The sequence below is a fragment of the Rothia sp. LK2588 genome (genome assembly GCF_040946465.1).
Taxonomy (GTDB): domain Bacteria; phylum Actinomycetota; class Actinomycetes; order Actinomycetales; family Micrococcaceae; genus Rothia.
In genome coordinates, this window is sequence record NZ_JAYWLS010000002.1 from 558,024 (window position 1) to 574,132 (window position 16,109).

The 16,109-nt window shown below is 63.1% G+C and carries 16 protein-coding genes; 4 read left to right on the plus strand and 12 right to left on the minus strand.

The window, feature by feature from the left end; genetic code table 11:
• Position 1: 1 nt before the first annotated feature.
• The 5 genes from VVR12_RS06895 to VVR12_RS06915 form a co-directional block, all read right to left on the minus strand.
• Positions 2-877 (minus strand): glycosyltransferase family 2 protein, encoded by an 876-nt coding sequence (locus tag VVR12_RS06895; RefSeq protein ID WP_368550432.1) that lies wholly within the window; start codon positions 875-877, stop codon positions 2-4.
• Between the two features lie 33 nt (positions 878-910).
• Positions 911-1,321, minus strand: coding sequence for a DUF2304 domain-containing protein (locus tag VVR12_RS06900; protein ID WP_368550433.1), 411 nt, complete (start codon positions 1,319-1,321; stop codon positions 911-913).
• Positions 1,322-2,065 carry a glycosyltransferase family 2 protein gene (locus VVR12_RS06905; RefSeq protein WP_368550434.1) on the minus strand — a complete coding sequence of 248 codons (744 nt, stop codon included), beginning with the start codon at positions 2,063-2,065 and terminating at the stop codon, positions 1,322-1,324. It lies immediately after the preceding gene.
• 92 nt (positions 2,066-2,157) lie between these two features.
• Positions 2,158-4,272 (minus strand): DUF6541 family protein, encoded by a 2,115-nt coding sequence (locus VVR12_RS06910; protein WP_368550435.1) that lies wholly within the window; start codon positions 4,270-4,272, stop codon positions 2,158-2,160.
• 58 nt (positions 4,273-4,330) lie between these two features.
• Entirely contained in the window at positions 4,331-4,858 is a 528-nt protein-coding gene (locus VVR12_RS06915) for a gluconokinase (protein WP_368550436.1), read from the minus strand.
• 165 nt (positions 4,859-5,023) lie between these two features.
• Here VVR12_RS06915 and VVR12_RS06920 point away from each other — a divergent pair, with 165 nt between their 5' ends.
• Together VVR12_RS06920 and argE are read left to right on the plus strand one after the other, a co-directional pair.
• Positions 5,024-5,524 (plus strand): flavin reductase family protein, encoded by a 501-nt coding sequence (locus VVR12_RS06920; protein ID WP_368550437.1) that lies wholly within the window; start codon positions 5,024-5,026, stop codon positions 5,522-5,524.
• 74 nt (positions 5,525-5,598) lie between these two features.
• Entirely contained in the window at positions 5,599-6,828 is a 1,230-nt protein-coding gene (argE, locus tag VVR12_RS06925) for an acetylornithine deacetylase (RefSeq protein WP_368550438.1), read from the plus strand.
• On the opposite strand, the gene VVR12_RS06930 is transcribed toward argE, so the two are convergent.
• The 6 genes from VVR12_RS06930 to VVR12_RS06955 all read right to left on the minus strand — a co-directional run bounded on the left by VVR12_RS06930 (position 6,825) and on the right by VVR12_RS06955 (position 11,960).
• Entirely contained in the window at positions 6,825-8,063 is a 1,239-nt protein-coding gene (locus tag VVR12_RS06930; protein WP_368550439.1) for a hypothetical protein, read from the minus strand. The genes argE and VVR12_RS06930 overlap by 4 nt on opposite strands.
• A 962-nt stretch (positions 8,064-9,025) precedes the next feature.
• Complete coding sequence (locus VVR12_RS06935; RefSeq protein WP_368550440.1) at positions 9,026-9,331, minus strand: hypothetical protein; 306 nt, start codon at positions 9,329-9,331, stop codon at positions 9,026-9,028.
• 105 nt (positions 9,332-9,436) lie between these two features.
• Positions 9,437-10,093 carry a VanZ family protein gene (locus VVR12_RS06940; RefSeq protein WP_368550441.1) on the minus strand — a complete coding sequence of 219 codons (657 nt, stop codon included), beginning with the start codon at positions 10,091-10,093 and terminating at the stop codon, positions 9,437-9,439.
• Positions 10,094-10,313: 220 nt separating this feature from the next.
• Positions 10,314-10,763 (minus strand): hypothetical protein, encoded by a 450-nt coding sequence (locus VVR12_RS06945; protein ID WP_368550442.1) that lies wholly within the window; start codon positions 10,761-10,763, stop codon positions 10,314-10,316.
• Between the two features lie 199 nt (positions 10,764-10,962).
• On the minus strand, positions 10,963-11,397 hold the full coding sequence (locus VVR12_RS06950; protein ID WP_368550443.1) for a CrcB family protein: 435 nt from the start codon (positions 11,395-11,397) through the stop codon (positions 10,963-10,965).
• Positions 11,394-11,960 carry a CrcB family protein gene (locus VVR12_RS06955; RefSeq protein WP_368550444.1) on the minus strand — a complete coding sequence of 189 codons (567 nt, stop codon included), beginning with the start codon at positions 11,958-11,960 and terminating at the stop codon, positions 11,394-11,396. Before VVR12_RS06955 ends, VVR12_RS06950 begins: the two co-directional genes overlap by 4 nt.
• A gap of 28 nt (positions 11,961-11,988) precedes the next feature.
• Here VVR12_RS06955 and VVR12_RS06960 point away from each other — a divergent pair, with 28 nt between their 5' ends.
• A complete protein-coding gene (locus VVR12_RS06960) occupies positions 11,989-12,966 on the plus strand; it encodes a sugar-binding transcriptional regulator (protein WP_368550445.1) in 978 nt (325 codons plus the stop codon).
• A gap of 22 nt (positions 12,967-12,988) precedes the next feature.
• On the opposite strand, the gene VVR12_RS06965 is transcribed toward VVR12_RS06960, so the two are convergent.
• Positions 12,989-14,368 carry a carboxylesterase family protein gene (locus tag VVR12_RS06965; RefSeq protein ID WP_368550446.1) on the minus strand — a complete coding sequence of 460 codons (1,380 nt, stop codon included), beginning with the start codon at positions 14,366-14,368 and terminating at the stop codon, positions 12,989-12,991.
• Positions 14,369-15,039: 671 nt separating this feature from the next.
• Between VVR12_RS06965 and VVR12_RS06970 the strand changes: the two genes are divergently transcribed.
• Complete coding sequence (locus tag VVR12_RS06970) at positions 15,040-15,894, plus strand: PRD domain-containing protein (protein WP_368550447.1); 855 nt, start codon at positions 15,040-15,042, stop codon at positions 15,892-15,894.
• Positions 15,895-16,109 lie beyond the last annotated feature (215 nt).

Consider the following 16,109-nt stretch of genomic DNA (forward strand, 5'->3'; position numbering starts at 1 on the left):
CCTACTTGACCAGGTGGGTAGCCAGGTTCTTTACGCCGTTCCACTTCTTCGCCATAGCGGCCTTGGGCAGCAGGGTGGCGGCGTGCATACGCGAGGAGAAGTGCAGGCGGGCGACCTTGGCGGCCTTGTTCCAGCCCCGTGCCTGCATCTCGCCGGCGATGGTCTGGAAGTAGGTGCGCTCCTCGTCGAAGCGAGTACCCTCGAGGGCACGCCATGAAGAATCGGAGGCCTTGTGGCGGCGGTACATAAAGGCGACTGCCTCGTCGTAGTAGAGCGATCCACCGGACATCGCGACGTCCAGCACCAGCGCCATGTCCTGCACCACGTTCAGGCCTTCGCGGAAGCCCAGACCCACGATGGTCTCGGCGCGCCAACCCAGCGAGGGGAAGTACAGCCAGTCACCGCGCAAGATGGAAACCGCGAGATCCTCACCGGAGAGCTCGGTGGTGGTCTTGGGGCGGTAGTAGGCCTTGGTCTTTTCGACCAGGGTGTTCGAGAGCGCGTTGTTTTCGTCGATCACCACGCAACCGGGCTGGAAGATCTTCGCGTTGGGGTTGCGCTCAGCGGCGGAAATGAACCAGTCGATGTAGTTGGGGAGCATGACGTCGTCGGCACCCATCACGGTGACCAGCTCGTTCTCGACGAAGGTCAGGGCCTTGGTGTAGTTGCCGTTGGCACCCAGGTTCTTTTCGTTGCGCATGTAGGTGATGCGGTCGTCGTTCAGCGAGGCGAACCAGCCGGGAATCGAGTCGTCGGGATAGCCGTCGTCCACCACGATCAGGCGCCAATCGGGGTTGGTCTGCCCCAGCACGGAATGCACGGCCTGCTTCATGAAATCAACGTCGCCGTAGTACGGGAACAGCACATCAACGGTCATTTTTAACTCCTGTGGTCAGGGGGTTTAGTCGTTTTATCGAGGATCGGGGGAGATCGCGGCGGAGGGGTCTTCTTCGACTCGATCCGGGCTACCGCGGTGGTCGCCGGGGTTGCCCTGTTCGAGGGCGGCGCGCAGAATCGCCACCTCTTCGGCCAGGGCGCGGGTCTCGTCGGCGTTACGGGAGGCTTCGAGGGTCAAGTGCAGGCTCACGCCGATGAGCATGATGATCGCCAAGAGGAACAGCAGATTCACGGGCATCACCACGCCCGTTACTTCTGCAAACCAATACAGTAACCCGGGGAATATCGCCAAGACGATGATCACCGCCGAGACGATCAGCCAGAGGGCGGCGTACTTCTCTTTCATCTTCTGGTTGCGCACCTGCGCGAAGACCATGATGAAGATGAGAATGGCGAGGATCAAGAAAAAGATATTGGAGGGCATTTAGGGCTCCTGCACCGAAGTCTTTTTGCGGGTCATGGAGATGCCGAAGGCGAAGAACGAGCGCACCAGGTAGATCGCGGACTTGATCGGGCCAGAGGACGGCGTGCCGCCCTGCCGCTCGCGCATCTGCACGGGCACCTGGATGACCTTGCAGCCGGCGCGGATCGCCATCACGGTGGAGTCGATGGTATCGCCTAAGTACTCTGCGGGGAAGAACTCGCAGTACTGGTTGATGCCCTTGCGGTTGGCGGCGCGGAATCCGGAGGTGACGTCGGTGAATTTCTCTCCCGAGATCGCCGAGAACATGACCGACAACAGTCCCATCGCCCACTTGCGGGGGCCGGTGACCTTGTAGTTCTTTGCCTCGGCGAAGCGAGAGCCGATCACGATGTCGGCGCGCTCGAGACCGGCAATGAGGGTCTCAATGTATTCGGGTGGGTGCTGACCGTCGGAGTCCATCTGCAAGGCGATGTCGTAATCCATGCGGCGGGCGTACTTGTACCCGGTTCGCATGGCCGCGCCCACACCCATGTTGTAAGGCAGGTCGATCACGAACGCTCCGGCGCTCTTGGCCACCGCGGAGGTGCGGTCGGTGGAGCCGTCGTTGATCACCACGAGGTCAGCCCACGGCGCCACGCGTCGCAACTCGCGGATGCTAGCAGTGATGGCTTCTTCCTCGTTCCAGGCAGGCATGATGACAAGCACGCGCGGGCGCTTGGCAGGCGCTGGGTTGTCGCTCATCATCTCCGTTGCTCCAAGGGTCGTTGAGGGTGGTTGCAGGCGGTGTCAGCCTGCGCTTCAGTCTAACAGTTGAACCTCCACGCAGGCTGAGACGATCAGTCGCAGGCGGCGACTTCGTAGAGAGCCGCGTCACCCTCACGCTTGACTTCCTTGAGAATGCCGTTGCCCTTGAGGTTCTCGTACCCGGGGAAGCGGTGGGTGTGATCGTCTCCGTTGACCTCTTTCTTGCCGAAATCGAGGTAGTAGTTGAGGTTGTCCTTGTTGACGATCTCACACACCTTGGGGTCGGTCTTGGCCTTGTTGAGGTTCTGTTCGAGGTAGTAGACGTTGTCCGTGGCTTCGTAGATAGCGTGCGCGGCACTGACCTTGCGATCGGCGTAGGCGTAGGCCAGGGAGCCGCCGGTGAAGGGTTGCACCAGAATCTGCTCGTCGGCCGGCACGTAGCTGTCGAGCTCGTCGAGCAACTTCTTCTCGTCCGTGGAGAGCAGACGGGAGTCAGGGCCGGGCACGTAAGAGAAGTAGGTGGAGGCGACCTGGTCGGTGATGGCCTTGGCGGTTTGCCCGAAGTAGCTCACGAGCAGAACGGCGATCACGGCCAGCACGCCGGTAACCAGCTGGCGGGCGCGGTCGGCGCCGAGCGCTTCGCCACTTTCCGCGCGCGAACCGAATCCGGCCGCTTTACGATCGGCGAGTGCGCGCGTGGCGGCACCGAATGCGGCGGAATCCGCGATCTTCCGGGTCAGCCAAGATATGCCATATGCCGCAACTGGAATACATACGAGGGGTAACAACGCTGCCAAGCGGTAAGAGTCGTGGTACCAGACGCCTACCACCCAGTAACGGTCTTCCTCCCACGGCAGGGAACGGGCGGCGCCGTAGAAGAACGCCACAACGCACCAGCTGGCCACGAGCCAGAGGTGGCGGCCGCCGTCCTTAAAGAGGGCGAAAATGCCCAGCAACAAGAGGATCGTGACGAACCACTGCGGGATACCCCCGATGGGTGCGTTGAGCACCGCCTCACCGTAGGCCTGAGCCTGGGAGATCATCGGGTTCCAAATGATGCCGGCCTCTTTCTCGGGTCGCACCACACCCCAGAGGTAGTTCACGACCCAGAGCAGTACGCCGATGCCGGCTACCTGCAACGCGGCCACCCACCAGGGGGTGCGCGAGCGCACCGCGGCCACGATCTGCAGGATCGCGCGGGTGATGAAGATCGGGACGACGATCACCAGCAGAGACATCACGGCGTTGGGGTGGGAGATCGCCACGCCGATGCCGACGAAGAATCCGAGGAACAGCGTTTGGGTCAGACCGAGTCGGCGCACCCATCCCACGCGGAAGAGCTGCGCGACGAGGCCGATGCCGACCGGGAGCACGGAGATGCCCAGAAGGTTCGGGTACAGCACGCCGAAGAAGAGCAGGAGAATCGGGAAGCCGGTGAAGGCGGCGCACAGCGCGCCGAGGCTCAGGACGGCCGGGGCGTTCAGCGTGACGATCTGGCGCACCATGAACAGTACGCTCAGGGGCCAGATGACGGCGGCGGTCAGAAGCGCCACCACGTTGGTCGCCGCGGGAATCGATATATCCGCGTTGAGGAATACGAGGGAGACGATGTCGTGCCAGGCGGCCGGGTAGAAAAAGACGGGATTGTCTCCGGAGGTCAGCGCAGCCACGTGCAATGATGAGGCGTTGCCGGTGTCTTCGATGAAGCGGATGACGTTAAGGTGAAAGTTGTTATCCCAGGTCTGCGAGATCCACTCGGGATTTCCCAGCGAGTTGGTGGTGTTACGGGCCAGCAGGATCGCGCCGATGGCGAAGCTGATCCAGTATAGGCCCTGATCGCGCGAGAACCAGCGCTGCGGCAGGAGGGTGGCGCCCTCGCCGACGCGGACATCCGCCACCTCGTCAGCTGCCCCGTTGGCAGTTGCGGTGCGGTTACGGCGTGACCCCAGGCGTCCGGCGGCCCAGGTTAAAACGAATCCGAGGGCGGCCACCAGCAGAGCGAAGACCAGGGGAATCCACAGCGACCAGCCCACCCCGAGCATGGGGGCGAGGATCGCGCTGATAGAGATCATGGCCACCGACAGCGCCGGGGCGGCAGCGAACGCGTCGAATCCACGCAGGCGCGAGGCCAGGGCAACCAAGATGCCGGGAAGGAAGATCACGACCGCGCACAAGACTGCCGGCAGGAACATCGCTGACCATGACACGAGAGGGTTCTCCGTTCGCTTCTACACTGTGGTTCGGGGGTGAGCTCCCCTCATCCGTTCAATTATAGGGAGGCGTAGCTGGGAGCCGGCTCATCACCGCGTTGAGTACCTCTTCACAGGAGCCGGTAGCGTCCACGCTCAGGTGGGGTTCGTCGTCGCCGGGGACCTCAAGGGTGGCCAGTTGCGAGTCCAGCAGCGCCGGGGGCATGAAGTGGCCGCGGCGGTCGGTGACGCGTTGCAGGATCACCTCGCGTGGGGCGGTGAGGTGCACAAACACTATTTTTCCGGACGCGGTGCGCAGCACGTCCCGGTATTTCCGCTTGAGCGCGGAGCAGGTGACCACGGTGCCCTGCCCGAGGGCGTGCTGCTCACTCACAGCGTCTGCGATGAGTTGAAGCCAGGGGGCGCGGTCGGCGTCGGTGAGCGGCGTGCCGGATCGCATGAGGGCGATGTTGGTGCCGGGGTGGAGGTCATCCCCCTCGATGAAGGTGTACCCCAGGGTGCGGGCGAGCGCGCGGGCGAGGCTGGTTTTGCCGGTTCCCGAGACGCCCATGACCACATAGTGGGTGAGCCGGTGGTGATCCATATTCTGTATTGTTCCACCGCGGTAGTGGGCGTAACAAAACTTCTTCTCTTACACATAGCGACACAACGTGGCGTTAGGGTGGAGAGGAGTTTTACCCTGTAAACGCGTGGCGCACGCAGGGCTTGCCGTCACTGTCTCCACGAGTAATCCAGCAAGAAGGTAACGATGGATAAGACCGATAAAGAACTTTTCATCGAAAGTTTCGGTGCACAGGCTGCCGGCGTGGCGATCATTACCGCCCAGGGTTCCGACGGTCAGCCCGCCGGGCTCACCATTTCGTCGCTATCCTCGGTTTCTGCGGAGCCACCGATGGTGGCTTTTTCTTTTCAGGGCCGCACCGGTTCGGCGGCGAAGATCGTGGACGCCTCGTCGTTCTTGATTCACCTGGTCGGCGGTGAAAACGTACAGTTGGCCCAGAACTTTGCCACGAGCAAGTTCCCCAAGTTTGCCGATACCTCCACCTGGGAGCTACTACCCACCGGTGAGCCTCTGTTGGCGGGCGTCGGCCGGGTGTTCCGCGTGGAGCCGGTCTCGGTGGTCGAGGCGAATCCGGCGGTGGTGTTCCTCGCCAAGGTCACCGATTTCGTGCGACACGACCTCGAGGCGACCCCGGTGGTCTATCACGCGCGCAAGTTCCACCAGCTCGGGGAGTTCTACGAGATCTAGTTTTGCCCCGACCCCAGGGGCCGCTCGATATGGTGGAGTAAAGATTTATTTCTCTAGCGACCGAAGGTGATTCCATGAGTAGCCTGCCTGCTTCCCTCCCCTGGATCGAGAAGCTCGTCTCGTACCCCACGATTGCACAGACCCCCAACATCGAGTTAATCGAGGCGGTCGCGGCGGAGTTCGAAAAGCACGGCTTCACCCCGTGGTACACCTCTTCGGAGGACGGCCAGCGGAAGAACCTCTTCGTCACTCTTCCCGCCCACGACGGCACAACCTCCGGCGGCCTGGTGCTCTCCGGGCACACCGACGTGGTTCCGGTGGAGGGTCAGGCCTGGGATACCGACCCGTTTTCCGCCACCGTCAAGGGAGATAAGCTCTACGGGCGCGGCGTGGCCGACATGAAGTCTTATCTGGCGGCCGCCCTGTGGATGTTGCCGCGGTTCGCCGAGGCCGACCGCAAGCGTCCTCTGCATTTTGCCTTCACCTACGACGAAGAGATCGGCTGTGTGGGCGCTCCATCGATGATCGCGGAGCTGAAGAAGCGCGACGTGTTGCCGGAGTTCGCGATCGTGGGCGAGCCGTCGTCGATGCATCCGATCGTGGCGCACAAGGGCGCCCATCGCGGGCGGGCGACGTTCCGCGGAGTCGCCAAGCACGGTTCGCTGGCCCCCTACGGGGTGAACGCGGTGGCGGCCGCGGCGAAGTTCGTGGCGTTTATCGAAGACATGGCCGACGACTGGCTCGAGAACGGCCCCTTCGACGACGGCTTCGTGACGCCGACTTCTACGGCGGGCGCGAACTTCATGCGCGGCGGCCTGCAGTACAACATCGTGGGCGAGGAGGCCACGGTGGAATACGACTTCCGCACCATCCCGGCAATGACCACGCAGGACGTCGTGGCCCGGTTAGAGCGCAAGCTTTTCGACGATCTGCTCCCCGAGTTGCAGGCCAAGGCCGAACGGGCCGAGCGTCTTTCGGGGGCCGAAGCGGGTTCCCTGCGCGAGCAGGTGGCGATCGAGCACGAGCTTCTGGCGGAGGTGCCGGCCCTGCAGGATCGACCCGACGACGAGATCGTGGCGCTGGGTGCCCGCCTGGTGGGCAAGCCCGAGGTGCTAGAGGCGGACCCGGTCAAGGTCACCTACGGCACCGAGGCCGGCCAGTATCAGCAGGCGGGCATGGGCGCGATCGTGTGCGGCCCCGGCGACATCGCCCAGGCGCACACCGCCAACGAGTGGATCGAGCTGGAGCAGGTGCGCGAGTGCGAGCGCTTCATGGAGCGCGTGCTGGAGTGGGTTCAGGCTTAGTCGACGATGTAGTTGCGCGGGGAGAAAATCGAGGCTCCCGCGGAGAGTAACGCGGTGACCACCGCGCCGCCGACGATCAGCTTCGTGGCGGGGTTACCCGGATCAATGGCGGGCAAAGCCTGGGGCTGGGCCGCGGCCTGGGTGGAGTTCGGCGCGGGCGGCTGAGCGGCGCTCTTGCCCTGTGACACCGCAAAATCAGACTTCGGCTGGGCCGGGGCGAGAGTGGCAGCCGCCTGATGAACGGTCTGCGCCAGCGGAGCCGGTGCCACCGCGGGCATCGCGGCCAGCGGTGCTGACGTCTGCGGGACGCCAGTGAAGACCTGAGCCGCCGCGGTCACCGTGTGCGCCCAGGGGGCCGAGCCGGCAACCGTTGTGGCCGAGGTCTGCGGTACAGACGGCGCGGCGGGCTGAGAGGGTTCAGGATGGCCGGTCACCGGGGCAGGAGAATCCTGGGTGGGCTGAGTTGCTTCACCGAGTTGAACTGCTTTACCAGGCTGCGCACTGGGCTGAGCAGAGTGGGTGCGCTGCACAGCCTCGCTGGGCTGGGCGGGTTGTGCCGTCTCGCTACGCTGAACGCCCTCGCCGGGATGCGGATTCTGCGACTCTGCGGGCTGGGCGGCCTCGTCGGGCACCGAAGACTCACGGTGCTCGGGGGTCTGAACGGGTGCCGGCTCGACCGCCTTGTGGGACTGCGCGTCCTTATCACCCAGCTCGTCCTCGTCACCCTGGGTGTCCTCGTCACCAAGTGCGTCCTGGGTGGGGGCGTGCTCGTGAGAAGGCTTCGAGGCAGGAGTATCGACAGGGGCGGGAGCCTGGGCCGGTTCCGTTGACTTGAGAGAGTCAGGCGCCTGGGTCGACGTGGGAGACTGAGCGGACTCCTCAGTGGGCGTATCGCTCGGTTGTACGGACGGCGAAGTTTCCTGAGCTTGAAGAGACTCGGAGCTTTGGGGCGGCGTCGGCGCCTGAGTGGGTTCCGGGGTGGGGTTCGGTTCCAACGTCTGGTAGGGTTCGGGCGATTCTGTCTCATTCGGCAAGGGCACCGATTCCGGATTCTTGAACCTATCGTCGATACTACGCTCCACCGGTGAAGAGTCTGCGGGGTGGAAGATGAGGTAATAAGTCACACTCTCTACAGACGGGTCATGCTCTGTGGCGTGTGCGGCGGGGAGGCCAAAACCGAAGCCACATGCGGTGATCGCTACGGCGCTGGCGAGGCTGAGGAATTTATTCTTCATGGGGGAACTCAGGCGTCTCTTGTGTGTTGAGGGAGTGTTGTTGACGGTTCTCGACTACTGCTTTGCATCGCGCCGGGCGCCAGAGTCGGCGTGAGTCGCGGAAAAGAGTGAACCGTTCACGATGGGGCTGGGGTGCGCCACATGGGGGGTGACACTTGGGGGGAACCTCGTGAGGACCGCAGAACACAGTATATAGACGCTTTTTGGTGGACATGTTCATTGTAAGGGGGATAGAGGATTATTTTCCTCGCTCCACCCAAAACTCAGTCTTTGACTAGTACAAATATTAAATATTGAGCCACACAGCGGCGTGTCACTGTCGCTTTTTAGGGGGCAACGGGGATGAATGTAGTGGTACGTGAGAGAAACTCAGACACGGTATTAATTCAAAACGACCCACAACCCCGGGATACAGAAGAGCCGGTGACCACACCTTGCACGCCTGGCCACCGGCTTCAGATCATCTGTAATTATGTGGTTCACCATGGGGTAGTAAACCTTTACGGGCTGTCGCTCTCTTCAATCAGAGAGTCAGTCCCCACGAGAGGTTATTGTCGGCTACTTGGGGGAAATTCCGACTGTCCCCTTCTCGTTGCTCACGAGTCTATACCAACACAAATGGGGATTTCAGCCCCCTCCCTTACAAAAAAGGGGCCTCTCGCTGGGCTAAAAAGAAAGTACACCTCTCCGCGGCCATTTTGTCGTCACGGGGCATCGCCGCAGGTCAGCAGGATATTGAGGGATTTGACCGCTTAGCCATACACCGGTGTGAAGTGGGACAAAAATATTAGTTTAAAATTCACATCCGGGCACGGCGCCGGCGCGAAACCCGTCTGGTGGATGCGCCCGAGAAGCAGCCACGGGCGTCCTGCCCGTTTCATGCACGCGGCGGCGAGGCTAGGCACGGTGGGACGGTCGAGCGGCACCTGCCGCGTGCGGCGTCCTGCCGGCCTATCGTGCGTCTACTGCACGCGAAGGTGGATGCTAGCGTTGCGCTCTGACCCGTCGGGGAAGCAAGCGCATACCTCGAGAACGGTCTCCCCCGTGGAATCCCCATCGAAGATCACCCGGTCGCGCACAACGTAAGCAGCTCCGTGCGGAGTGCCCAACCAGTTCAGGGCGGTGCCGTTGAAATTGACCAGGTGCACGGTGGCGCCCTCATCGGAGATGTTGAGTAGCTCGAGAACGTCGATAGAGGTGCTTTCGCCCCGCCAAGCGGTCACCGAAGCGGCGATGCTCTGGGCATTGTGGTCCGCGAGTAATGACATGGAGTTCCCTTTATTCATCTAAAAGTGCAGTGGTTGGGGGAAGTTCCACCAGGACAGTTCTGAGTAATTACGGGGAATGCGGGGAGATTTCCATTATGCCGGGGATCAGCACCCGGTGCCGGCATGTGGTTCCTCTCTCTTTAGCGCACGACGCGGGGCTCGAGCGCCCACACGTGCCCGCCGATATGTGGTCACCGCCCACACGAGGAACCAACCGATGATCGCACCGAGGGTATTGGTGATCATGTCGTCGACGTCGAAGGTGCGATAGCGGCAGTCGAAGTAACCCCAGACGCCGGTGAGCTGCGTGAGTTCGATGAGTAACGAGGCGGCGAAGGCGCTCAGGAATGCGGTGCGCAGTGAGCTACGGAAGAACCAGCGGGCCGCCACACCCCAGGGTACGAACAGCAGAATATTGAGGTAGATCTGCACGAAATACCAGGTGAACAGCCCGAGAGGCCCCGACCCTGCGGTTTCTCGGAGGGCATGCCGCACGCTCCACCCGGCGAAGAAGCGCGGATAATTGACGGTGCCGTTGCAGACGAGGCTGTGAGGATCGGGCAGGGGCAGGAACGTGAAAGAGACAATGCCCACGAGGTAGAGGATCACTACCGGCGCGCGCCACCTCCACGAACCGGCGAAGGTCCCGTGGCGGCGGCGGTGAAGATAGGCCACGATGGGGAGCACCACGAGGCAGGTTAAGAGGCCCAGGACGAGGGCCTGTTCTAGGATGGGTCCACCCCATCGGAGGAGCGTTCTCATGATCTCCTTAAGGATGGCTCGCTCATCGTTTGCTTTTCCAGGGTACCCCGTGGACCCGCGTCCACTCCCGATCGTTCCCGCACGTTCCCGTCGAAAGGCCGGGTTTCTGAGGCCTGCCCCGCCCTCCCTCCGGCGGAAAGGCCGGTTCATCGCCGAAAGGCCGCCCTACATGCGGCCCCTCGATGAAAAACCCCCAAAGAACCGTAGCCCTCAACCTCTTTTATTGACCGGACGGCAAACCGGTCACCGCCGCCTCTACCACTTCGACCAGCTCGGCGACGGTCGTGATGTAATACTTTTCCGCCAGAGTGGGGCCCTGCGACGCGAAGGCGCCGAGGTCAACGAAGGAGGCACCGGCGTCCGGGTCGGTCACGATCGAGCCGAAGGAACTGCCCGAGAATCCGCCCGCCGCACCGAAGGAATTCCCCGATGGCGCGCCGGCCGACGCGGCGGTTTCGCGAGTGAGGGTAAAACCGTATGCGGTGGTTTCGGCCCAGCTGATGTTGAGCACGTATTGTTCCGGACGCCCGCCGGAGGCCGGTGCGGGCCAGGAAAGATCGGCGTCGTCGAGGAATTCGCCGTCGAGCTCGATCCCGCCGGCGTATTCAAGCTCCCACCCGTGTTTGCGGGCCAGCGCGTAGGCGGTCTCTTTGATTTGGGTGTTCTTCATGGACTTAAGGGTACTGGGTGGTGGCCCCTGGCCGGACGCTCGCCGAAAGGTCGCATTCCCCAGGGGGTTCCCCGTCGAAAGGCCGGCTTATCGTCGAAAGGCCGTCCTACATGCGGCCTCTCGACAGGGAGACGGCCCCTCGCCGAAAGGCCGCCCTCCACACGGCCTTTCGGCGGAAAACCGAGTCGGTGGCGAAACCCTACCCACCCAGAACGAACCCGAGCAGGGCCGCCACGATCGCAACCGCCGGTTGCAGCAGGCCGAGCACCAGCGTGCCGCCGGGGCGACCCTTGCGGGCCTGTGTGACGAGCTCTACCGTGGCCGTCGAGAAGGTGGTGAAGCCACCCAAGAACCCGGCGCCCAACACCGTGGACGCCGCATGCAACCATACAGCGTCACCCCCGGCGCCTCCACCCCCGGCGGCCCCCGCGCCAGCGACCCCGGCCCCGGCAGCAAAACCGGCCACCACAGCCGTCAGCAGACCCAGCGCGAAAGACCCCAGCACGTTAATCAGAAAGGTTCCCACCGGAACCGACCCACGCCAGTGCCGCTTGACCGCGGAATCCAGCGCAAACCGGCACAGAGCCCCCAGTCCGCCGAACACGAAAACCCCGAGAAACAACAGCAAACTCACGAGAAATCACCCCGCTGCGGTTGACGTTTCACGTGAAACCCCATTTTTTCGGCAGCCACGACACCCACCCAGCAGGCCAAGAACCCGAGCAACAGCGTGCCCAACGCATAGACGAAAAAGCCACCCCAGGCGTCCTGGTGGAACAACTGCACCGACTGCATCGAGAACGTCGAGTAGGTGGTAAATCCACCCATCACGCCGGTGCCCACGCCGAGGCGCACGGCGCGCCGCACCCCGCCGCCGAAGGACTCGTCTTCGTCGCCCAGCATCGGCAACAGGGTCAGCACGAACCCGAGTATCAATGCACCGCACACGTTAATAAGAAGGGTTAGCACCATCGGCGGGGCCACCGCGAGCGCACCCACGGCACCCCACGGGCCGCCCGTCGAGTCAGCGCCCGAGGCGGGCACCGCCAACCCGAGACCGTAACGCAGTGCGGCACCCAGGCCGCCACCCACGGCGACCAATACACCGGCCGGAATTTCTTGTAATTTCACGTTTTTACGGTACACCGAGCGGCCGACGCGGCGAACCCGGAACTCGCCTACAATGAATGTCAGCATTCACGCACCGCCTCAGCACAGGAGTCTCATGGAAACCCCTCCCCGACTGCACCGCTCGTCTACCTCAGACGAGCGCGAGCATGTTCGCCTCTTGCTACAGGTGGCGCGCATGTACTACGAGGAGGGCGCGACCCAGGCGCAGATCGCGAAGAAGGTCGGGTACTCGCGTCCTACGGTTTCGCGCTTGCTCACCCAGGCCCGCGAGGAGGGCGTGGTTCACATCCGCATCCACCACCCGCTCGAGCGCGCGATGAGCATGGAGCGCGCGCTGGTCGAGAAGTTCGGCCTGCAAGATGCCCGCATCGCCGAGCCGACCGAGGGTGCCTCGCTCACGCAGAAGGTGGCCCGGTGCGCGGCGGATTACGTGGTCGAGACCTCCTATGAAGACGCGATCATCACGATCTCGAACGGTTACGCGGTCAACGCGACGATCGAAGCGATGCCGAAGTTGAACTGGACGCAGTCGCGCGTGGTGCAGGCGCTGGGTTCGGTGCAGGCGCCTGATGAATCGGTGGACGCCTCCGAGACCTGCCGACGCCTGGCCAGTCAGCTCGGCGGCAAACACGTGGCGTTGCCGGCCCCGCTCGTGGTCTCCTCCCCCGAGGTTGCGACCGCGTTGGGGCAGTCGCCGCAGGTGGCATCTATTTTGAACGTGGGCGCCCGCGCCGACATGGGCCTGGTGGGCATCGGGGCCATCGACCGCGACGATTCGGCGCACATCTTCAACGGCCTGACCGATCCCGAGACCAGCCGTGTGTTGGATGAGGCGGGCGCGGTGGGCCACATCTGCGGTCATCATTACAACGCGGAGGGCGAGCACGTGCTCACCCCGCTGAGTGGCCGCACCATCGGCATCACCCTGCAGCAGTTGCGTTCGCTGCCGCTGGTGGTGGGTGTTTCGTGGGGTGAGCAGAAGCTGGCGGCGATCCGCGGCGCCCTGAAAGGACGCTACATTTCGGCTTTGGTCACGGACCGCGAAACCGCCGCGGCGCTGCTGGAGGACTAGACCCCCCCGGGCTCACGCCACTCTATTCGAAAGAGATGCGCGCAACCGCCGCGAGGTCTTCGCGGATCTCACCCGTGCGCGCGAAGCCAGCCCAGATTCCCCGGAAGGCAACCCCTTGGGGTTGGAATTCGCCCGGCAACGCCCCGGCACGCAATTTTGAACCTGCCCAGGCCGGGTTATCGAAGAGTAGCGCGAGCTCGGTGCAGTGCGCCGAGTAGAGGTGGTTGAGCGGGTGGCCCACGGCCAGCGTGTAACTGGCTCCCTCTCCCCCGGCAGCGCGGTGGCGCTGCATGAATCGGCGGGCCGGTTCGATGTACATCTCGGTGGAGCCCTTGTGCACCAAGTATTCGGCAACGCGGTGCGCGGCGCGTCCGAGTCGGCCGAGCTTGCGGGCGGGGTCGGGCACGAAGTAGGCGGATTCGCGCAGGTTCGCCCCGATGAGCACCTGCACGCGGGGTGCGATGGCCTCCCAGGCGGCGGGTACGTCGGCGAGGTCGGGTAGCGGGTAGTGACCGTATTGGGTGCCGAAGGGCATCATCGCCGAATAGAGGCCGTCGTGGAGCGGGCTCTGCACGACCATCTTCCAGGCGCGGGTGCCGAAGACTTCGGCGGGGGCGTCGGCGGGGATTTTCGCGGTGGCTTTGAGCATGGCCGCGTTGAGTTTTTGTTTGCGGTTGACGAACTCGATCGGCGCGGACTGGCAGATCGCACGGTGCACGAGGCCTTCGTCCAGCACGCCCTCGGTGAGTAGCAGCTGGGTGACGAGGTCGCCGCCGGCGGACTGCCCGAAGATGGTGATGTTGTCGGGGTCGCCGCCGAATGCGGCGATGTTGGCCTTGACCCAGCGGAGGGCTTCGCGGGCGTCGAGCAGGCCGAGGTTCGCCGGCCGTTCTTCGCTGCCGCCGAGGAATCCCAGCAGGCCGAGACGGAAGGTCACGCGCACGACGATTACGCGTTCGTCGAGCACGAGCCGTTCGGGGTTGTAACGGGCACCGTCGCCGCTGCCAACCACGTAGGAGCCGCCGTGGAAGTAGACCATGACGGGCAGGGTGGGTGCCGCGGTTGTTCCACCGGTTGCTCGTTCGCGGGCGGAGGCGGGTGCGTCTGCCGGGGCGATGACGGAGAGGTTTTGGCACTCTTCACTCATGAGCACGGACTGGCGAATGTCGTCGGAGGCACCCCGCAGGTGTTGGGGCGCGGCGGGTGCGGGGGTGTCGGCGATGAAGGGGTCACCGAAGTCGGGGAGGTTGACCGGGGCCGGGTAGCCGAATCGGACGGCGCGGGCGTAGGGGATGCCGAGGGCCTCGCACACAGTGCCGCCGCGGGTCTGGCGGAGTGTCGGTTGAATCGTGCCGGCGGGCGCGTAAATGAGCGGCTCGGAATGGGTGGTGGTCGAGGGCACGGGTTACCTTTCGCGCGTTTTGTGGGGCTGACTAGTCAGGACGCCGGGAGCAGGTTCCAGCCTACCGCGTGGCGGTGGGTGAGAGAGGTAGCAAGGAAACCTTCATTTTTGAAGGAGGATTTAAAACTGCTTGCGGTTTTGTGGGTCATTTGGTTAGGTCATTTGATTAGGTAAGGGCTCTCAACCTGACTAATTGTTTTATATAAGACACCCAGTTATCGGTGAAAACATCGTTCTGACTAGGTATTTTATGCACCTCAGACGACAGGGGTAGATAATAAACCCGATTAACAGCTACCGTTCAGTAAACTTTTGGAAACATTTCTAAAATTACTTGCCCGCGAAACCGATTTAGCGATATAGTGATTTCGTTGTCAACTATTACACCCTTTGGGTGTGTGCGAGACTGAATCGCTGAGCCAAGCTCACGATTCGTTGAGACGGGCTCGTGTCGGTGGTTGTGGTTCCCCCCGGCACGAGCCTCTCTTCTTTAAGAAACGGCTAGCCACCTCACACTTCCGCCAGCCCCGCAGGTACTTACGCGATAATCCGCAACTATTCCGCAACATCCTGCCCCAACCGACGGCCCCCGCCCGCGGCGTCCTCGTAACCTAAACTAGGGTAAAGAACGCGCCATTGGCGGCACCTAGCACGATTCGAAGGAGGGCCCGTTGCGCATCTCGCGTATTTTCAATAACAACGTTGCCCTCGCCACGAGCCACACCGGCGTAGAGACCGTGGTGATCGGCCGCGGTCTGGCCTTCGGCAAGCGTAAGGGTGACCTCATCGACCCCACGCGCGTTGAACAGACCTTCGTACCCGAAGAAGGCACCTCCGACGAGCGGCTACGCTGGTCCCTGGCCGAGATCCCGCCCGAGGTTCTCGCGCTGGCCACCGAGCTGGAGCAACAGGTGCGCGCCGACAGCAACTTCTCGGTCTCCCACTCGTTCATCATCCCGATGGCCGACCACCTCAACTTCGCGCTGACCCGCGCCCGCGAGGGCATCACGGTTGACTACCCGCTGGCCCTGGAGGTCTCGCAGCTCTACCCGCGCGAGGTCGAATTTGGACGCCGCGCCGTGGCTCTCACCGCCCAACGCACCGGCGTGCAACTACCCGAGCACGAGGCCATCCCGCTGGCATTACACCTGGTCAACTCGCAGTTTGCCACCGCGGACATGTCGCAGACCTACCGCATGACCGAGATCTTCTCGAAGATCTTCGACCTCTTCAAGACCGCCTACGGGCGCGAGATCGACCAAGACTCGATGAGCGCCGCCCGCTTCGTCACCCACCTGCGCTACCTGTTCGTGCGCAGTTCCGAGGGGCGCAAACCCTCCGAAGACACGGCCTCCCCCGTTCTACTGGATGCCGTGCGCACCTCGTACCCGAAGGCCTTCGCTTGCGCGCAGAAGGTTTACCTGCTGCTGGAGATGCAGTTCGGGTTGGCGCTTTCCGAGGACGAGCTGACCTACCTGACGATCCACCTCGCCCGCTTGGCGAAGGACTTGGGCTTGGTGGAGTAGGACGCCCCTGCGCCGCAGTCCCCGAAGTCCTACTTAAACGCCGACGTCCTATCAAGGTTGGTAGGACCTCGAGAAGATACGCGGACTTCGGCACAAGGCGGGGGTGCACCTGCTTCCCAGAGATGAGAACATGGAGCGTGTGGTGTAGCCGTACCTATATAGGACGTACACGAGACCCTGCACCACGTGTTCTACGCGCATTGGTGTAGATGAGC

Coding starts and splice junctions, on each gene's coding strand:
- VVR12_RS06905 (WP_368550434.1), bottom strand. CDS start 2,065: ATGATGAGCGACAACCCAGCGCCTGCCAAGCGCCCGCGCGTGCTTGTC.
- VVR12_RS06960 (WP_368550445.1), top strand. CDS start 11,989: ATGGAAACCCCTCCCCGACTGCACCGCTCGTCTACCTCAGACGAGCGC.
- VVR12_RS06955 (WP_368550444.1), bottom strand. CDS start 11,960: ATGCTGACATTCATTGTAGGCGAGTTCCGGGTTCGCCGCGTCGGCCGC.
- VVR12_RS06945 (WP_368550442.1), bottom strand. CDS start 10,763: ATGAAGAACACCCAAATCAAAGAGACCGCCTACGCGCTGGCCCGCAAA.
- VVR12_RS06895 (WP_368550432.1), bottom strand. CDS start 877: ATGACCGTTGATGTGCTGTTCCCGTACTACGGCGACGTTGATTTCATG.
- VVR12_RS06920 (WP_368550437.1), top strand. CDS start 5,024: ATGGATAAGACCGATAAAGAACTTTTCATCGAAAGTTTCGGTGCACAG.
- VVR12_RS06915 (WP_368550436.1), bottom strand. CDS start 4,858: ATGGATCACCACCGGCTCACCCACTATGTGGTCATGGGCGTCTCGGGA.
- VVR12_RS06935 (WP_368550440.1), bottom strand. CDS start 9,331: ATGTCATTACTCGCGGACCACAATGCCCAGAGCATCGCCGCTTCGGTG.
- VVR12_RS06900 (WP_368550433.1), bottom strand. CDS start 1,321: ATGCCCTCCAATATCTTTTTCTTGATCCTCGCCATTCTCATCTTCATC.
- argE (WP_368550438.1), top strand. CDS start 5,599: ATGAGTAGCCTGCCTGCTTCCCTCCCCTGGATCGAGAAGCTCGTCTCG.
- VVR12_RS06930 (WP_368550439.1), bottom strand. CDS start 8,063: ATGAAGAATAAATTCCTCAGCCTCGCCAGCGCCGTAGCGATCACCGCA.
- VVR12_RS06940 (WP_368550441.1), bottom strand. CDS start 10,093: ATGAGAACGCTCCTCCGATGGGGTGGACCCATCCTAGAACAGGCCCTC.